Annotated in this window: 13 protein-coding genes; 5 read left to right on the forward strand and 8 right to left on the reverse strand. The window is 60.5% G+C overall.

Annotated features, from left to right (window positions below; translation table 11 throughout):
* The first annotated feature begins 57 nt into the window (after positions 1-57).
* On the forward strand, positions 58-1,989 hold the full coding sequence (locus tag BN1800_RS19495; RefSeq protein WP_087000305.1) for a M23 family metallopeptidase: 1,932 nt from the start codon (positions 58-60) through the stop codon (positions 1,987-1,989).
* 55 nt (positions 1,990-2,044) lie between these two features.
* On the opposite strand, the gene clpB is transcribed toward BN1800_RS19495, so the two are convergent.
* Entirely contained in the window at positions 2,045-4,648 is a 2,604-nt protein-coding gene (clpB, locus tag BN1800_RS19500; RefSeq protein ID WP_087000307.1) for an ATP-dependent chaperone ClpB, read from the reverse strand.
* Positions 4,649-4,933: 285 nt separating this feature from the next.
* On the opposite strand from clpB, the gene BN1800_RS19505 reads away from it, so the two are divergent.
* On the forward strand, positions 4,934-5,530 hold the full coding sequence (locus BN1800_RS19505) for a LysE family translocator (protein WP_027512290.1): 597 nt from the start codon (positions 4,934-4,936) through the stop codon (positions 5,528-5,530).
* Positions 5,531-5,546: 16 nt separating this feature from the next.
* On the opposite strand, the gene BN1800_RS19510 is transcribed toward BN1800_RS19505, so the two are convergent.
* The 5 genes from BN1800_RS19510 to BN1800_RS19530 form a co-directional block, all read right to left on the reverse strand.
* Entirely contained in the window at positions 5,547-6,242 is a 696-nt protein-coding gene (locus BN1800_RS19510) for a DUF4167 domain-containing protein (protein ID WP_087000309.1), read from the reverse strand.
* 340 nt (positions 6,243-6,582) lie between these two features.
* A complete protein-coding gene (gene prmC / locus BN1800_RS19515; RefSeq protein WP_087000311.1) occupies positions 6,583-7,455 on the reverse strand; it encodes a peptide chain release factor N(5)-glutamine methyltransferase in 873 nt (290 codons plus the stop codon).
* Positions 7,452-8,531 carry a peptide chain release factor 1 gene (prfA, locus tag BN1800_RS19520; RefSeq protein WP_027512293.1) on the reverse strand — a complete coding sequence of 360 codons (1,080 nt, stop codon included), beginning with the start codon at positions 8,529-8,531 and terminating at the stop codon, positions 7,452-7,454. The genes prmC and prfA overlap by 4 nt, the downstream gene beginning before the upstream one ends.
* A gap of 28 nt (positions 8,532-8,559) precedes the next feature.
* Positions 8,560-10,827 carry a phosphoenolpyruvate--protein phosphotransferase gene (ptsP, locus tag BN1800_RS19525; protein ID WP_087000313.1) on the reverse strand — a complete coding sequence of 756 codons (2,268 nt, stop codon included), beginning with the start codon at positions 10,825-10,827 and terminating at the stop codon, positions 8,560-8,562.
* Positions 10,828-10,915: 88 nt separating this feature from the next.
* A complete protein-coding gene (locus tag BN1800_RS19530; RefSeq protein WP_087000315.1) occupies positions 10,916-12,190 on the reverse strand; it encodes an aspartate kinase in 1,275 nt (424 codons plus the stop codon).
* Between the two features lie 272 nt (positions 12,191-12,462).
* Here BN1800_RS19530 and BN1800_RS19535 point away from each other — a divergent pair, with 272 nt between their 5' ends.
* Positions 12,463-13,872, forward strand: coding sequence for an adenylate/guanylate cyclase domain-containing protein (locus BN1800_RS19535; RefSeq protein ID WP_087000406.1), 1,410 nt, complete (start codon positions 12,463-12,465; stop codon positions 13,870-13,872).
* Between the two features lie 26 nt (positions 13,873-13,898).
* Here the strand turns inward: BN1800_RS19535 and BN1800_RS19540 are convergent, their stop codons facing one another.
* On the reverse strand, positions 13,899-14,342 hold the full coding sequence (locus BN1800_RS19540; protein WP_027512297.1) for a DUF421 domain-containing protein: 444 nt from the start codon (positions 14,340-14,342) through the stop codon (positions 13,899-13,901).
* A 12-nt stretch (positions 14,343-14,354) separates the two neighbouring features.
* Entirely contained in the window at positions 14,355-14,858 is a 504-nt protein-coding gene (locus tag BN1800_RS19545) for a hypothetical protein (RefSeq protein ID WP_051336736.1), read from the reverse strand.
* 215 nt (positions 14,859-15,073) lie between these two features.
* Here BN1800_RS19545 and BN1800_RS19550 point away from each other — a divergent pair, with 215 nt between their 5' ends.
* Positions 15,074-16,501: an amidase gene (locus tag BN1800_RS19550; protein WP_087000317.1), complete on the forward strand. Its 1,428-nt coding sequence runs from the start codon at positions 15,074-15,076 to the stop codon at positions 16,499-16,501.
* A 53-nt stretch (positions 16,502-16,554) separates the two neighbouring features.
* Complete coding sequence (ubiG, locus tag BN1800_RS19555) at positions 16,555-17,301, forward strand: bifunctional 2-polyprenyl-6-hydroxyphenol methylase/3-demethylubiquinol 3-O-methyltransferase UbiG (protein ID WP_087000319.1); 747 nt, start codon at positions 16,555-16,557, stop codon at positions 17,299-17,301.
* Positions 17,302-17,303 lie beyond the last annotated feature (2 nt).

The following is a 17,303-nucleotide window of genomic DNA, read 5'->3' on the forward strand; positions in this document are numbered from 1 at the left end:
TTTCGGCCCAGCCGACCGGCGCCGAAGTAGCCATGAAAGGACGCGGATACCACTGCCATGATGACGGAGAAGATGATGATCCGCTCGTTGGGCAACGAGCCTCCGCTTCTCGCCGATGGCAGGCGCGCACCCGACAAGCGTGAGGTTTCTCTACGCTGGCTTTCGGGCACGTTCCTCACCGGCATCACATCAAGCGTCCTGATGGGTGTCGCGCTCTTTGCCGCCCTTGATGGCCGGCAGCAGTTGGCAATTCCCGCCGAAGCCTTTGCCAGCGTCAATACCCATGAAGATACGGCCGTTACCCGTGGCGGACGGCTGATCGCTCCCGCGATCGCGGCCAAGCCTTCGGACCGGGCAATCATGGAAGTTTCGACTGTCGTTCATGACGGCGACAAGGAAGTCGTCCGCCGCCAGCCCTTCTCGCACGTGAAGATGCGGCTCGCCGCCAATCACGTGGCGACCGAGGATTATCCGGATTTCGACGCTCTCGCGATCTTTGCAGCCGACGAAGTGCAGCCCGCGCCAGCGGCGCGCACCGGCGCGATCTACGGCTCGGATGTTGAATCCGAGGTCAGCCTCAAGACGATTCCCTTCCCGACCGGAAAGAGCGATTTTCAGGCAGCACCTGGCATGACTCTGGATGAAGTCGAGGAGAATGTCCGCTCGAACGGTTCGGCGCTGACCGACGGGGCCACTCAAGTCGCGGCGCTCTATTATGTCGATCCGCAGCGCTTTTCGAACGAAGACAACGACGTCGATCTGACATCGGGCCTCTCGGCGCGCGTTCTCGAGCAGAACATGACCGTGTCCGCGCTGGAATCGATCACACCGCAGACCGAGGAATTTGCCGACGACATTGTGCCGGCCCGCCAGGACATCACCATCGTCAAGGCGCTGATGGATTCCGGCTATCCCGAGCCGCAGGCGAAGATGCTCTCCACCAATCTCGCGCCGCCGCTCGGCAGCGACGAGCTTGCCAAGGGCGACGTCCTGCGCGTCGGCATCATCCAGAAGGGTGAACAGGCCAAGCTCATCCGCGCCAGCGTCTATCGCGGAACGCGTCATCTCGTCACGATCGCTCTCGATGATGAGAGCCGCTTCGTTGAGGCAAGCGAGCCGCCCATGCTTGACGCGATCACGACTGCCTTCGACGACAATTCGCTGTCGGTTCCCGCCGGCCAGAACCTGCCGCGCATCTATGATGGCATCTATCGCGCCGCTCTTTCCTACGGCATGACTACGGATATGACGGCGCTAATCATCAAGCTGCTTGCGGCGAATGTTGACTTCCAGGCGCAATTGAGGCCGACCGATTTCCTCGAGGCCTTTTTCTCAGTCGCCGATTCGAGCGGCCGCGCGACGCCGGATTCCGAACTGCTTTACGTGAATGCCCGTTTTGGCGATACGGTGACACGCTTCTACCGCTTCCAGGATGCAGACGGAAACGTCGACTACTTCGATCAGGATGGCAAGAGCATCCGCCAGTTCCTGCTGCGCAACCCAGTGCCGAACGGCATCTTCAAGTCCGGTTTCGGCATGCGCCGCCACCCGATCCTTGGCTTTGCCCGTATGCATACCGGTGTGGATTGGGCTGCCCCCCGGGGCACACCGATCATCGCGACCGGCAACGGCACGGTGGAAAAGGCGGGGTGGGATTCCGGCGGCTACGGCAATCAGACGATCGTCCGCCACGCCAACGGATACGAGTCCTCTTACAACCACCAGAGCGCCATTGCCAAAGGCATTGTGCCCGGAGCCAAGGTTCGTCAGGGCCAGGTGATCGGCTGGGTCGGCACCACCGGCGAATCCACCGGACCGCATCTGCACTACGAGATGATCGTCAACGGCACCAAAGTCGATCCGCTCCGCATCCGCCTGCCGGGCGGCAAGTCGCTCAACGGCGAAGCACTGGCGAAATTCCAGGACGAGCGCAAGCGCATCGATACACTTCTGAACAACCAGCCGGTCGACCAAGTCGCCAGCAAGTAGGCCAGACAAAAATGGCGGCCGGAGCCGCCATTCCCCTTCTTCCGGGTGCCGGGCTTTACGCTGCTTCGCTAACGGCGGAACTACGCAGGCGGAACAGCAAGCGGTCGGAACCGCTGGTGACCTTCACAGTCGATCCGTCTGGCACCTGGCCGGAGAGAATCTGCTCTGCGAGCGGATCCTGGACATATTTCTGGATCACCCGCTTCAACGGCCGCGCGCCATAGGCCGGATCGTAACCTTTGTTGGCAAGCCAATTACGGGCATCGTCGTCGAGCTTGATCGCGATCTTGCGCTCGGCCAGCAGTGCCACAAGCCGTTTCAGCTGGATATCGACGATTGCGCCCATCTCATCGCGCTTCAGGCGATGGAAGAGGATGATTTCATCGATGCGGTTCAGGAATTCCGGCCTGAAATTGACGCGCACGACGTCCATCACCTGTTCGCGAACCGTGTGGCTGTCCTGGTCCTCGCCCAGTTGGGTGAGGTACTCGGCACCGAGGTTCGAGGTCATGATGATCATCGTATTACGGAAGTCGACCGTGCGGCCCTGGCCGTCCGTCAGACGTCCGTCATCCAGCACCTGCAGCAGGATGTTGAAGACGTCGTGATGCGCCTTCTCGATCTCGTCGAAGAGCACCACCTGATAGGGCCGGCGGCGGACAGCTTCCGTCAATGCGCCGCCTTCCTCGTAGCCGACATAGCCGGGAGGGGCGCCGATCAGCCGGGCCACGGAGTGCTTTTCCATGTATTCCGACATGTCCATGCGCACCATCGCCGTCTCGTCATCGAAGAGGAAGCGGGCGAGCGCCTTGGTAAGCTCCGTCTTGCCGACGCCGGTGGGACCCAAGAAGATGAACGAGCCGATCGGCCGGCTCGGGTCCTGGAGCCCGGCGCGCGCGCGGCGAACGGCACGCGACACGGCTTGCACCGCATCGCCCTGGCCTATGACTGAAGTCGCCAGTTCGTCTTCCATCCTGAGCAGCTTCTCGCGTTCACCTTCCAGCATCTTGTCGACCGGAATGCCGGTCCAGCGGGAAACGACCTGGGCGATATTGTCCGCGGTCACGACCTCCTGCACCATCGCGCTGCGGTCGCCATCCTGGCTTTCCGCATCGGCCAGTTGCTTCTCAAGCTCCGGAATAACGCCATAGGTCAATTCGCCGGCGCGCTGGAATTCACCCTTGCGCTGGGCGATTGCCAGTTCGTTGCGGGCGTCGTCGAGCTTCTTCTTGAGATCGGCGGCAAGGCCGAGCTTCTGCTTTTCAGATTGCCAGCGGGCCGTCAGCGCGTTGGCTTTCTCCTCTAGGTCCGTCAGTTCGGCATCGAGCCGCGTCAGACGGTCGGCGGAAGCCGCATCCGTTTCCTTCTTCAGCGCCTCACGCTCGATTTTCAGCTGCATGATGCGGCGGTCGAACTCGTCGAGCTCTTCGGGCTTCGAATCCACCTGCATGCGCAACCGCGCGGCCGCCTCGTCCATCAGGTCGATCGCCTTGTCGGGCAGGAACCGGTCGGTGATGTAGCGGTTCGACAGCGTCGCCGCCGCCACCAGCGACGAGTCCGAAATGCGAACCTTGTGGTGCTGCTCGTATTTTTCCTTGAGGCCGCGCAGGATCGAAATCGTGTCCTCGACCGTCGGCTCCTCGACCATGACGGGCTGGAAGCGTCGAGCAAGCGCCGCGTCCTTCTCGACGTGTTTGCGATATTCGTCGAGCGTGGTTGCGCCGACGCAATGCAGCTCGCCGCGGGCAAGCGCAGGTTTCAGCAGGTTGGAGGCATCCATCGCCCCGTCCGCCTTGCCGGCACCGACCAGGGTGTGCATTTCGTCGATGAAGAGAATGATCTCGCCGTTCTCCGATTGCACCTCGTTGAGCACGGCTTTCAGCCGCTCTTCGAATTCGCCGCGATACTTTGCACCCGCAATCAGCGCGCCCATGTCGAGCGCCATCAGCTTCTTGTCCTTGAGCGACTCCGGCACGTCGCCGTTGACGATACGCAGCGCCAGGCCCTCAACGATTGCCGTCTTGCCGACACCGGGCTCACCGATGAGCACCGGGTTGTTCTTGGTGCGGCGGGAGAGGACCTGGATGGCGCGCCGGATCTCGTCGTCGCGGCCGATCACCGGATCGAGCTTCCCCTCGCGGGCCTCGCCAGTCAGATCGCGGGCGTATTTCTTCAGGGAATCGAAGCCTTGTTCCGCATTGGCGGAGTCCGCCGTGCGCCCTTTTCGAATGTCGTTGATCACCTGATTGAGGCTCTGCGCCGTCACGCCAGCGTTCTTCAGCGTCGCTGAGGTTGAAGCGGAAGTCTCGATCGCCAAGGCCTGCAGCAACCGCTCGACGGTGACAAAGCTGTCGCCGGCTTTCTTGGCGGCCTCTTCAGCCGTAGAAAAAACTCTGGCGAGCGGCTGGGCGAGATAGATGTTGCCGTTGCCGCCGGAAATCCTCGGCAGCTTTGCAAGCGCTGCATCGTTTGCAAGCCGCGCGGCCTTGGCATCGCCGCCGGCGTGTTCGATCAGCGAAGCGGCCATACCTTGATCGTCGTCAAGCAGGACCTTGAGCACATGTTCCGGCGTGAATTGCTGATGACCCTGTGCCAAGGCATAGGTCTGGGCGGACTGAACAAAACCCCGTACCCGCTCGGAATACTTTTCGATATTCATATTCTACCTCCATGGATCGCCCTGCCCGTATAAGGCACAGACCGATGATTGAGATTGAGCTCCCTCAAAAGGCGAGCCGTCGCTTCATCCTTTTTGGAAAATGAACGAAGCATTCGAGGAAGAATATGGGATGGATTTTCGCGACTTTAAAGAGCCTGGAACCATGAAACCCGCGCCGAAGAATTCTCTGCGAACGCGCGGCGCGGCCTGACGGCACAAACGTTCAAGACCCGATTGTGGTGCTGCTGGTATGCCTATAGCAGCTTCCAAAACAGCGGGCCTGCGATGACCGCCGAGCAAATTATTGCATTTCTGACCTTCTCGATTGTTGGCGCCATCACACCCGGCCCCAGCAACGTCATGATCATGGCCACCGGCTCGCTCGTGGGTTTGACACGCGGCCTGCCCTGCGTGCTCGGCGCTACCTTGGGAATGTCGTCGCTATTCTTCTGTGCAGGCCTCGGCCTTGCGCAACTGTTTCTGCTTTATCCACTTACGCTGACGATCATGAATCTGATCGGCGCTGCCTTTTTGTTTTGGCTAGCCTGGAAGATCGCGATGGCGGACGTGGCGCAGGTGAAAGGTGACGCGAAAGCCGTGGGGTTTCTGCAAGCTGCGGCCTTTCAATGGATGAATCCGAAGGGCTGGCTGATCGCCGTCAGTGGGGTTGCCGCCTACTCCAGCGCATCTCCAGGGAGCGCTTTCGGCTTGGCCGCAACCTTCGCAGTTCTATTTTTTGTAGCAGCCTTCCCGAGTGGTCTCGCCTGGTTGATGGCGGGCGCATTGCTGCAGAAACTGCTTCAAGACGCGCGCATTGCGCGCGCCTTGAATATTGTGATGGCAATCGTGCTCGCCGGCTCTGTCGTAACAATTTTCGTGTGAGCTGGAGACGGCGGCCTTATTCGGTAGCCGCTTCGGCCAAAGCCGGTGTTTCGGCGGAAGCTTCGCCCTCGCCTTCAGCGCGGCGGGGGCGGCGCGGACGGTTGCTGGCGTTGCGGCGGCGCGGTTGACGCTCCTGCTGCTGGCCGCCTTCTTCCTCCATGGAGACTTCGGCGGGAATGCCTTCGATGTCCGGCTGGGGGCCGGTTCCGTCGTTGGTTTCCTGAGCCGGGGCCGGTAGGGAAGTCGGAGCTTCTGCGCGGTGTTCGCGACGATCTCCTGCACGCTGTTCGCGACGATCTTGCTCGCGCGGCGGCTGAACGACGACGGCATCATCACTGTCTGCAGAATCCAGTTCATCGCCATCGCGCTCGCCACCTTCGCGGTCGGTATATTCGTTCCGATCGTCGCGCTGGAAACGTTCCTGCATCTGCGTCTGGGCAGCCGCAATGATGCGGTAATAGTGCTCTGCGTGCTGTAGGTAGTTCTCGGCTATGACGCGGTCACCGGAGCTCTGGGCATCGCGGGCAAGCTGCGAGTACTTTTCCGCAATATGCTGGGCCGTACCGCGGATCTTCACGTCTGGGCCGGAGCTGTCGTAGGTCCGCGTCAGCGGATTGCCACCCTTGCGGTTGAAATTGTTGTTGTTATTTCCGCCGCTGTTATTGTTACTGCCACGCCCTCGACCGCGCTTGTTCTGCTGTCCTGGCCTCATAGATCGTTCACCTGAATTCTGTGTTTGTGTGGAGTGATGGCACCAACCACCGTGGCCGGTAAACCGGCTCAGGGCCTTCGTGCCGCAAGCATAATGCGCCTTCGCGCCGACCTGCCGCTTGTTCTCAAGTCATATTGACTGATTCACGCATTGGGTCGTGTTCAACCTTTGAAACTCTCGTTTAAAAGAATGGACCCCCGAGGCCGACCAAGTACCGAACGAATCGACGTTCCTTCCTGACTGCCCAACGCGTGAGGGCAACCTATATCGCTTCCCCGGGAAATCCAAGCCTTTTCTTCGCAATCGCAGTAATGTCCTGTTCAATGCTTCAATTTGTCGCTCAGGCGCTGAGTGCGAACACCAGCACCCGGTCGTTCTGGCCATAATCCTTTACGGATTCGACACATCTGAAGCCCGCCGCCTCGAAGACCGCCGTCACATCATTCCGCTGGTCGTAGCCGATTTCCAGTCCTATGACGCCGTTTGGCTGCACGAACCTCGCAGCATCCTTGGCTATTGCTTTGTATGCGTCAAGCCCATCCGGGCCACCATCCAGAGCTGCCGCCGGATCAAATTTCGTCACTTCAGGAGCGAGATCGTCAATGACATTGGAAGCAATATAGGGCGGATTTGAGACGATTGCGTGAAACGTGCCGTGAATGTTCTGAAACCAGCTGGATTGCACAGTCTCAAACCGTTCTTTCAATCCGTTTCTTGCAGCGTTCGATTCAGCCGTCCTAAGGGCATCTACCGATACGTCGCTTCCGATACCCGACGCTTCCGGACATTCGCGCAACAGCGCAAGGCATATCGCCCCGGTTCCGGTTCCTAGGTCAAGGATATGGAGATGCGCCTCAGTCTTTGCAAGGGTTCTTAAATAAGGAAGTACCGCATCGACGAGAATTTCCGTGTCCGGCCGCGGCTCCAGCGTCTCGGCGGAAAGCGAAAGCGGCAAACCGTAAAATTCCCGTTCGCCAAGAATGCGGTGGACCGGCTCATGCGCTAGCCGCCGTTCCACAGCCGCCTGTATCAGCGCCTCCTTCTCCGCAGCAAGAGGCTCATTACTACGTGATAGCATTTCGGTCGGTGAGAGCTTCAGCAATCCGGCAACGAGCAATCTTGCATCTGTTGCGGCATCGGCGATACCGGCTTCCGTGAAGCGGCGGCGGACTTCCGCGAGAACTTTGGAAACCGTCGGCCGCGCTCCGGTCATTGCTGCTCGCCAAGTTGCGCCAGTTGGCTTGCCTGATAATCGGAAAGCAGGGCATTCACCACTTCATCGATCTCGCCTTCCATCATCCGGTCCAGCTTGTAGAGCGTCAGGTTGATTCGATGATCGGTAATGCGTCCCTGCGGAAAATTGTAGGTTCGTATCCGCTCCGAGCGATCGCCGGATCCGACCTGGCTCCTGCGATCGGCAGAACGTTCACTATCGGCCCTTTGCCGTTCGGCATCATAGAGCCGAGAACGCAGGACCTGCATTGCCTTGGCCCGGTTCTGGTGCTGCGATTTTTCCGAACTGGTGACGACGATGCCCGTCGGCAGATGCGTGATACGCACCGCCGAATCCGTGGTGTTGACGTGCTGGCCGCCCGCGCCGGATGATCGCATCGTATCGATACGGATGTCCTCCGGCCGGATTTCGATGTCGATTTCTTCGGCCTCCGGCAGCACGGCAACCGTTGCTGCCGACGTATGGATGCGGCCGCCCGCTTCCGTTTCCGGCACGCGCTGCACGCGATGCACGCCGGACTCGAACTTCAGCTTGGCGAAGACACCCTTGCCCGTGATCGTGGCGATGATTTCCTTGTAACCGCCGGCTTCGCCCTCGCTTGCGGAAAGCATCTCGACCTTCCAGCCGTTCGCCGCAGCGAAACGTTCATACATGCGGAAAAGGTCGCCTGCAAACAGTGCGGCTTCCGAGCCTCCCGTACCTGCGCGGATTTCAAGGATCGCGCTCTTTTCGTCTGCGGCATCCTTCGGTAGCAGCAGGATTTGGATTTCCTGCTCCAGCGCCTCGATGCGCTCCTTCACCTCCGGCAATTCCTGCTCCGCGAGATCGCGCATCTCGCGGTCGACGGACTTATCCTCGAGCAACGCTTCGAGATCGGAACGTTCGGCTTCAGCCTTTTCATAGGCGCGGATCTTCGTGACGACAGGCTGAAGCTCGGAGTATTCGGAGGCAAGCTTCACGTAGACGTCTGCCGATGGACCAGCCGACATGCGCGCTTCGATTTCGCCGAAGCGGCGTTCCAGCTCGCGCATCTTTTCAACGGGAAGCTTTGCCACCCTTGACTCCGATTCTTCTTATAGTTCGCTAAAGGGGAATATTGTGGCTCTCGGCGAAGTGGGCAAGCACCTCGCGTATCGGGGTCGTCGCGTGGATATCGTCCAGCGCGTCGTTCATGACCTTTGCCAGAGCCGCTGCGTCGAGGCCGAGGAGCATAGCCTTCACAGGCCCGATCGAGGCCGGAGACATCGATACAGAGCGGAATCCGATGCCGATCAGCGCCATCGCCGAGATCGACTTTCCGGCAAGCTCACCGCACAATGTCACCGGCGTGTTGTTGCGCTCGCCGGCTCGCACGATGTCGCGCAAGAGCCTGAGAAACGGCTTGCCCAGTGTATCGAAACGGTCGGAAACGCGCGCATTGCCGCGATCGACCGCCATAGCAAACTGGAAGAGATCGTTTGAACCGACCGAGACGAAATCGACCGCCGCCATCAGTTCGTCGAGTTGCCAGAGAAGCGCCGGCACCTCCAGCATCGCACCGAACTGCAGCTTGCGCGGCAGGCCGTGGCCGAAGCGGGAAAGGTGCTGCACTTCCTTCTGAAGGAGTTCGCGAACGGCGGCGATCTCGGAAACCTCGGTCACCATGGGCACCATGAGCTTCAGCTCGGCACCAGCCGCCGCCTTCAGCATGGCGCGAAGCTGCGTGCGCAAGAGCCCCGGCCGGTCGAGCGACAGGCGAATGGCGCGCCAACCGAGCGCCGGATTCTCCTCCTCGTGGCCGCGGAAATAGGGCACAACCTTGTCGCCGCCGATATCGAGCGTGCGGAAGGTAACGACGCGGCCGGCCGCCTGCTTCAGCACATTGCGATAGAAGGTTTCTTGCTCGTCGGCCTTCGGCATCGTGGAAGCGATCATGAACTGCAACTCGGTGCGGAAAAGGCCAATGCCTTCGGCACCCGATTCCGCAAGCTGCGGCAGATCGACCAGAAGCCCGGCATTCATCAGCAGCGAAATCCGCTGCCCGTCCTTCGTCAGCGGCTCGACGGAGCGCAGCGCCCGGAACTGCTCCTGTCGGCGCGCGCGGAACCTGACTTTTTCCTCGTAAGACCTCTGATGCTCCGGCATTGGCCTCAGATGCACATGGCCGCCGTCGCCATCGATGATCACGGCATCGCCGTTTTCGGCAAGCGCCACAACGCCCGCCGCCTGGCCGATCACCGGAATGCCCATGGCACGGGCGACGATGACGACGTGGCTGGTGACGGCACCTTCCTCGAGCACCAAGCCGCGCACATTTGCGCGCGGGTAGTCGAGCAGTTCGGCAGCGCCCATGGCGCGCGCGAGGATGATCGCATCGTTTGGGAAACCATCACCCGATGTGTGGCCGCTATAGCCGGTCAGTTGCCGCAAAAGGCGGTTCGCTAAGTCTTCGAAGTCATGCATGCGCTCGCGGAGATAAGGATCCGTCAGGCGTATCATGCGCGCCTTGGTGTCGCTCTGGACTTTTTCGACCGCAGCTTCCGCCGTCAGGCCGTTGCGGATCGCCTCTTCGAGTTTGCGTACCCAGCCCTGGTCATGCGCGAACATGCGGTAGGTTTCCAGAACCTCACGATGTTCGCCCTCCATCGACACGTCGCGGCTCGACAGCAAGTCGTCGATCGAAATCCGAAGCGACCCCATTGCCTCCGCCAGCCTGCGGATTTCCTTCTCCGAATCTTCATTGAGAAGATTGGTGACGACGATGCGCGGCTCGTGCAGCACGACGTAGCCGAGCCCGATGCCTTCGTTATAGGTATCGCCATTGATCGTGACCGAACGCGTCAGGTCGAGTTCGAGGCCAGGCTTGGTGATCTGCTTAAGCTCGCCGGTGGCGATCATCTCGGCGAGCACCATCGCCGTCGTTTCCAGCGCTTCCAGCTCTTCCTCGCGGTAGGTGCGACTCGCCTTGTTCTGCACGACGAGAACGCCGAGCGAACGGCCGGTGCGAAGGATCGGCACACCGAGGAAGGAATGGTAGATTTCTTCGCCAGTTTCCGGAAGATAACGGAAAGCAGGGTGAGACTGTGCGTCGGAAAGGTTGAGCGGCTGCGCCGAAGCAGCGATCGTACCAACGAGACCTTGCCCCATCTTCAGCTGCGAGAGGTGGACAGCCTCTTTCTTCAGACCTTCGGTCGCATAGAGCTCGAGAACGCCATCCGAGCGCAGCACGTAGACGGAGCAGACCTCCGCCACCATGTTGCTGGCGATCTGCCGAACGATCCTGTCGAGACGCTCCTGCGGCTCCAGCGGCTCCGCCATCAATTCGCGCAGCCGCTTGAGCAGTACGCGCGGACCGCCGGATAGGTCTCTCATGGCGTCTCAAGCTCCAATAACAAAAGTACAGTAACCCGGCAGGCGCCGCGTGACTTCTCAACTTACACGCGCGGCAGGCTGCTGGGAATCAGTTCTTATCCAGACCGTAGCAGGAATGCAAAGTCCTGACAGCGAGTTCCGCATAAGGGCCGTCGATCAGGATGGAAATCTTGATTTCCGACGTCGTGATCGCCTTGATGTTGATCCCCTTGTCGGCAAGAGCCTTGAATGCGGTGGCCGCAACGCCGGCATGCGAACGCATGCCGATGCCGATGACCGACACTTTCACGAGACCCGATTCGTTCTGCACGACATCGTAGCCGATCTTTTCCTTGTTCTCGCCGAGCACCTTGATCGCCTTCTCGACGTCGCCCGAAGGCACGGTGAAGGTCATGTCGGTCTTCGAGCCGTCCTCAGAGATGTTCTGAACGATCATGTCGACGTTGATATGGCTCTCGGCCAGCGGCCCGAAGATCGCGGCGGAAACGCCCGGCCGGTCGGCTAGACGGCGAAGCGATATCTGAGCTTCATCCTTGGCATAGGCGATGCCGGTGACTACTTCCTGTTCCACGATTTCATCCTCGTCACAAATCAGCGTTCCGGGCGGATTCAACAGATCACCCATGCCCGGAGCATCGGGATCTTCGAAAGAGGAGCGCACAAAGGTACGGACCTTGTGTACCATGGCAAGCTCGACCGAGCGGACCTGCAGCACCTTGGCGCCGAGCGAGGCCATTTCGAGCATTTCCTCGAAGGCGATCTTCTTCAAGCGGCGCGCCTGCGGCACGATGCGCGGATCGGTCGTATAGACGCCGTCGACATCGGTATAAATATCGCAGCGATCGGCTTTGACAGCAGCCGCGATCGCCACCGCCGAAGTATCTGAGCCGCCGCGGCCAAGCGTCGCGATCCGGTTGTCCGGCCCAAGACCCTGGAAACCGGCGATGACGGCGACCTGGCCCTCGCCCATGCGCTTGATGATGTCGGCGCCGTCGATTTCGAGGATGCGGGCAGCGCCATGCGCATTGTCCGTGCGGATCGGGATCTGCCAGCCCTGCCAGGAGCGCGCATTGATGTCCATGGCCTGCAGAGCGATCGAGAGCAGCCCGGAGGTCACCTGTTCGCCGGAGGCGACGACCGCGTCATACTCGCGCGCATCGTAGAAAGGCGAGTTGGCACCGACCACTTTCGGCGCCCCCTGCACCCAGCCGACTAGTTCGTTGGTCTTGCCGGACATCGCCGATACGACCACAGCCACTTCGTGGCCGGCATCGACTTCACGTTTCACATGGCGGGCAACGTTCTTGATGCGGTCCAGATCAGCGACGGATGTCCCGCCGAATTTCATTACGATGCGTGCCATAAGCCTCTACCACAGCAAACGCCGGGAGAGACGAAAGCCAGACCCGGCATGACGAAGCCCTGAAAACAGCATGGCCGAAGGGCCCGGATCGGGAGTCTCTGGAACCCTTCTAAAGCCTTGCACCCAAGGGCCCAAGTTGCGGCGTCTCTTAGCGAGTTTGAAGGTGGGTGACAAGGTGGCCTTCAATTGAAACGGAAAGACCCGCGGGACAATCTCAGCCACTTCGAGAAAATCCGCTGATCGCGCATCGGATTCGGTGTAAGGTGTTTGTCATGGGTGAAGCTCAGTCTTTATTCGCACAGTTGCGCCAGTCTGCGCAGCCCGAAATCGTCGACGCTATCGAGCGGCTCGTCCGTGACGCCCCCGACCGCAAGCTTTGCCGTGTCAATGCGCTTGCTTTCGCAGCCAGCGAAACCCTCGGCGAGGAGCAGGTGGTCAACGCCTTCCTGCACGCCTCCCGCCTCGGCATATTCGACCTATCATGGAACGTGCTGTGTCCCGGCTGTGGCGGGGTGCTCGACGCCAATACCTCGCTGAGGACCGTCCAGAGCGACGAATACAGCTGTGCACTCTGTGCGGCGGGCTACGAGCCGACACTGGACGAGATGGTCGAAGTCACCTTCACCGTCAGCCCGCGCGTGCGCCGCATTGCCGCCCACAATCCGCACGAACTGCCGCCATTGGAATATTTCCGTCAGATATACTGGAGTTCAGGGGTCGACCTGCCGGAAGAGGATTTTGGGGCAGAGGTCGATGAATTCATCCTTGAGTGCCTTGAGCTGCCGCCCGGCGAGAAAGCCGTCATTTCCCTGCAGCTCCCCGCGGATTTCGTCATCGTCTTCGAACCGGTCACCCACGCGGCGCAGTTCCTGGATATCAAAGGCGAACCAACCAAAGAGCGGCAGAGTCTCTCGCTGGTGTTCGATCGCGCGCACCGGCATAGCGAGCCCCTCGAGCTGAGGCCCGGTCCGGTGCGTATTTCGGTGGAGAACCATACCGAGGTTCGCACCTTGCCGTCTGTTTGCATAGCGAACGAGGCCCTGCATGGTTTGCTCGGCCGCCGCCGCCCGTTCCTGACTGCCAAGCGCCTGCTCTCCAACCAGACCTTCCGCGACATCTATCGCACCGACACGATAGAAGTGGATCAGCGGTTGAAGATCACCAGCCTGACGTTCCTCTTCACCGATCTGCGGGGCTCGACCGAACTTTACGAAAGGGTAGGCGACCTAGCAGCATTCGACCTCGTGAAAACGCATTTCAGCATTCTCAACGACATCGTCGGCGCGGAAGCGGGCGCTGTTGTGAAAACGATTGGCGACGCGGTGATGGCCACCTTCCCGACCCCCGACCGCGCCGTCGTCGCAGCCATGCGGATGCGCGAGGCGATGCGCAAGCTCAACCAGGAACGCGGCAGTGACGATCTGCTTCTGAAGATCGGCATCCACGAAGGACCATGCATCGCCGTGAGTCTGAACGAACGGCAGGATTACTTCGGGCAGACGGTGAACATCGCCTCGCGCGTCCAGCATCTGGCCACATCGCGCGAAATCTTCGCAACCGGCTCGGTGCTTGGCGACCCGCGCGCCTTCAGCCTTCTGACGGATCGCGGCCTCAATCCGATGTCGCAAAAAGTCACGCTTCGCGGCATCGCCCACGAAATCAGCATCTTTGCGATTCCGTAAGCTGGCCTTCGAACGCGGCTCGGCACTCATTGATTTTTGATGATGCTGATGGCGCCGCTCACCTCGAGGATAGCGAAGCGGATGTCCTTGACGCTTTCGACACCCTGTTGATTACGCGCGGCCTCGAGCACATCTTCGATCTGCAGCCTGCAGCCGCGCAAGGCCTCCTGGTCTGCAACCCCATTCGTAATCAGAATGGTCGGAACGCCGTCGATGACCTTACCCGCAAGCGGCGACCAGCTCTTGAGGTAGGAGAGCAGGATATCCGCGAGAAACAGGGTCAGGATCAGCACTATCGCATTGGTTATCGAAAAATCGTCGCCGAGCATCGCCTGCTGTGTCGTCTCGGAGATCACCAACAGAATCACGAGATCGAACGGTGTCATCTGCGCGAGCGTCCGACGGCCCGAGAGGCGTATGATGACAAGGAGGACAAAATAGATGGCGAGGCCACGAATAACGCTTTCCATATCGAGTTCTCCTCACGGAAGGATCAAGACAAGCAGTGCCGAAACGTGATCGCCGATACCGAGATGAATGCGATGAAAGCCCGGCGACTGGGTGTGGAGGCGGAACCTGACATCGACTGGTAGGCCCGGGTTCCCGGGAAACTGATAATGGATCAAGCCGGCTTTTGGCGTCACCGCCTTTGGAGGCGGATCGATGCCCTCGACGAAGAAGCCCTTCAGGAACGCCGCATCGGCTATGAAGACGCGATCAGCATCGCCGGGTCCGAACCGAATATGAATCTCGTCCGGCGCATTCCATCGCGAAATGGCTGGGTAGTCGACTGTTCCTTGTGGCGTCTCCATCAGGGCGCGGGAAAGATATCCGCCCTTTCCCAGAGCGCCGAAGAGGCAGCTTATGAGAACGATGCCGAAGACAAACCAGGCGGCGCGCTGAACAATCCAGACACGCCGCTGAAAGGCCCGATGGTCCCTGATGCCGTCGGGCAAATGATCGCTGCCAGTCCCTTTGTTCGTCATCGGCGCAGCCTCATCCACAGGGACACCGCCCGTCCCAGCGAGATAACGTCACTCGACGCAGCGAGTTTCCGAAATTCAAGAATCCAATACGCAATGCCGAATTAAAGGACCGAGAACGGCAATCCGGGCATCTCGAAACGGAATTCATTAGTAGTCCTGGTGATCGAAAAGCCGCATAAGACAGCAAGCACTCCTTCACGCTGGCAGAAGACACGATGAGCAAGCCACTGGAAACCGACATGCCGCACCCGTTGGACCTTCCCGCGGCCGCGATCGCAACCGGCATCCGCCAGGGCCGGTTCACCTCCGAAAGCGTCGTGGCGGAATCGATCCGCCGCGCCAAGGCGGTGTGCGAGACGCTGAACCCATTCACCATTATCCGCGAGGAGCAGGCGCTCGAAACGGCCCGAGAGGCGGATCGCTCGATCGTCGGCGGCGAAGCGACCGGCCCGCTGCACGGTGTACCGTTTGCAGCCAAAGATCTAACGCCGACGGTAGGCGATCTGACAACGTTGGGCTCCTGGACAAAGGGCGATTGGGTGCCCGCCGAAACAGCACTCTGCATCCGCCGCTTGCAAGCCGCAGGTGCCATTCTGATGGGAAAGACGACGACGCCGGAGTTTGCCTTTGCGAGCTTCACCGCGAGCCCGCGTTGGGGTGTGACCCGCAACCCATGGAATCCGGAGCATACCTCCGGTGGCTCCTCTGGCGGCTCAGCCGTGGCGGTCGCGACCGGCGTCGTGCCCTTCGCAGAAGGTACGGACATGGGCGGCTCCGTACGCATTCCATCCGCGTTCTGCGGCACGGTCGGTCTCAAGCCAAGCCTCGGACGAATTCCGATGACGATCCTGCCAAGCGTCTTCGACAATATCTCGCATTTCGGGCCGCTGGCCCGCACGGTGGACGATGCCATCGCCTTCATGGAAGCCGCCTGCGGTCCGAGCGATGAGGACATCACCTCGCTGCCGATCGGTTTCGTGTCACATGCGGCACGAGACGGCCGGTTGGAAGACAAGCGTTTCGCACTCTCAATGGACCTCGGTTATTACCGCATCCAACCCGAAGTCGAACAGGCGATACGGGCCGCGGTCGAAGAACTGCGCCGAGCCGGCGCCATCGTCGATGAAGTCCCGATGCATTGGACGCGCGCGGTCAACGACGAATGGTTCGATCTCTGGTGCGTTTTCATGTCTGGCTTCTTCGGCGAGACGATCGCCGAATACCGGGAGAAAATGGACCCCGCCGTTGTAGCGATGATCGAGCGCGGCTTGTCGATGAATGCCACCGCCTACAAGCGCGTCGAACTGCTACGCACAGCAATGTGGCGCGATATGGCAAAGCTGTTCGAGAGCTACGACGCGCTGCTCTGCCCCACCTGCGCGATCACCGCGCCGCTCGCCAGCGAATGCGACGATGACTATGTCGGCACCGGCGCAGACGGCCGTTTCGCCGGGCTCGACATGACCTGCCCTTTCAACATGTTGCCGCAACTGCCCGCGCTTTCACTGCCGGTCGGTCCCGCTGCAAATGGCATGCCGGTCGGGCTGCAGATCGTCGGACGTCGCTTTGCCGATGAGCATGTGTTGGCGATAGGCGCTGCACTCGAAGCGCGTCTTGCCGTTCCACGTTTGCCGGCCTCTTGACTTATGCTGCCGATCGTCCGACTTCACTCACGACGAACGCAAGGAGCAGGGTCATGAGCGACGCGGCAAAAAGCACGATCGACCAGAGCGAGGTAGACCGCTTTTCCGCGATGGCGGCGGAGTGGTGGAGCCCAACCGGCAAGTTCAGGCCGCTGCACAAGTTCAACCCGGTGCGGCTCACTTATATCCGCGACAAGGCTGCCGAAAACTTCAGCCGCGACACGAAACGCCCGCGGCCGCTGGAGGGCCTGCGCGTGCTCGACATCGGCTGCGGCGGCGGCCTGCTCTCGGAACCCGTCGCCCGCATGGGCGCAACGGTTGTCGGTGCCGATCCCTCGGAGAAGAACATCGGCATTGCCTCGACACACGCGCAAGCGTCTGGCGTCACAGTCGATTACCGCGCGGTCACCGCCGAACAGCTTGCGGAAGCAGGAGAGACCTTCGATATCGTCCTGAATATGGAAGTCGTCGAACATGTCGCCAACGTCGATTTCTTCATGACGACCTGCGCGAGGATGGTGCGGCCCGGCGGGCTGATGTTCGTCGCCACCATCAACCGCACGATGAAGGCCGCCGCACTCGCGATCTTCGCCGCCGAGAACATCCTGCGCTGGCTGCCGCGCGGCACGCATCAGTATGAAAAGCTGGTCCGCCCTGACGAGCTGGAAAAGCCGCTCACCGCCAATGGCATGACGATCATCGATCGCACCGGCGTCTTCTTCAATCCGCTGGCGAACCAGTGGAGCCTATCCAAGGATATGGACGTGAACTACATGCTGCTGGCGAAGCGGCCCGAATAGCG

This window comes from Rhizobium sullae (assembly GCF_900169785.1).
In the GTDB taxonomy this organism is placed as follows: Bacteria; Pseudomonadota; Alphaproteobacteria; order Rhizobiales; family Rhizobiaceae; genus Rhizobium; species Rhizobium sullae.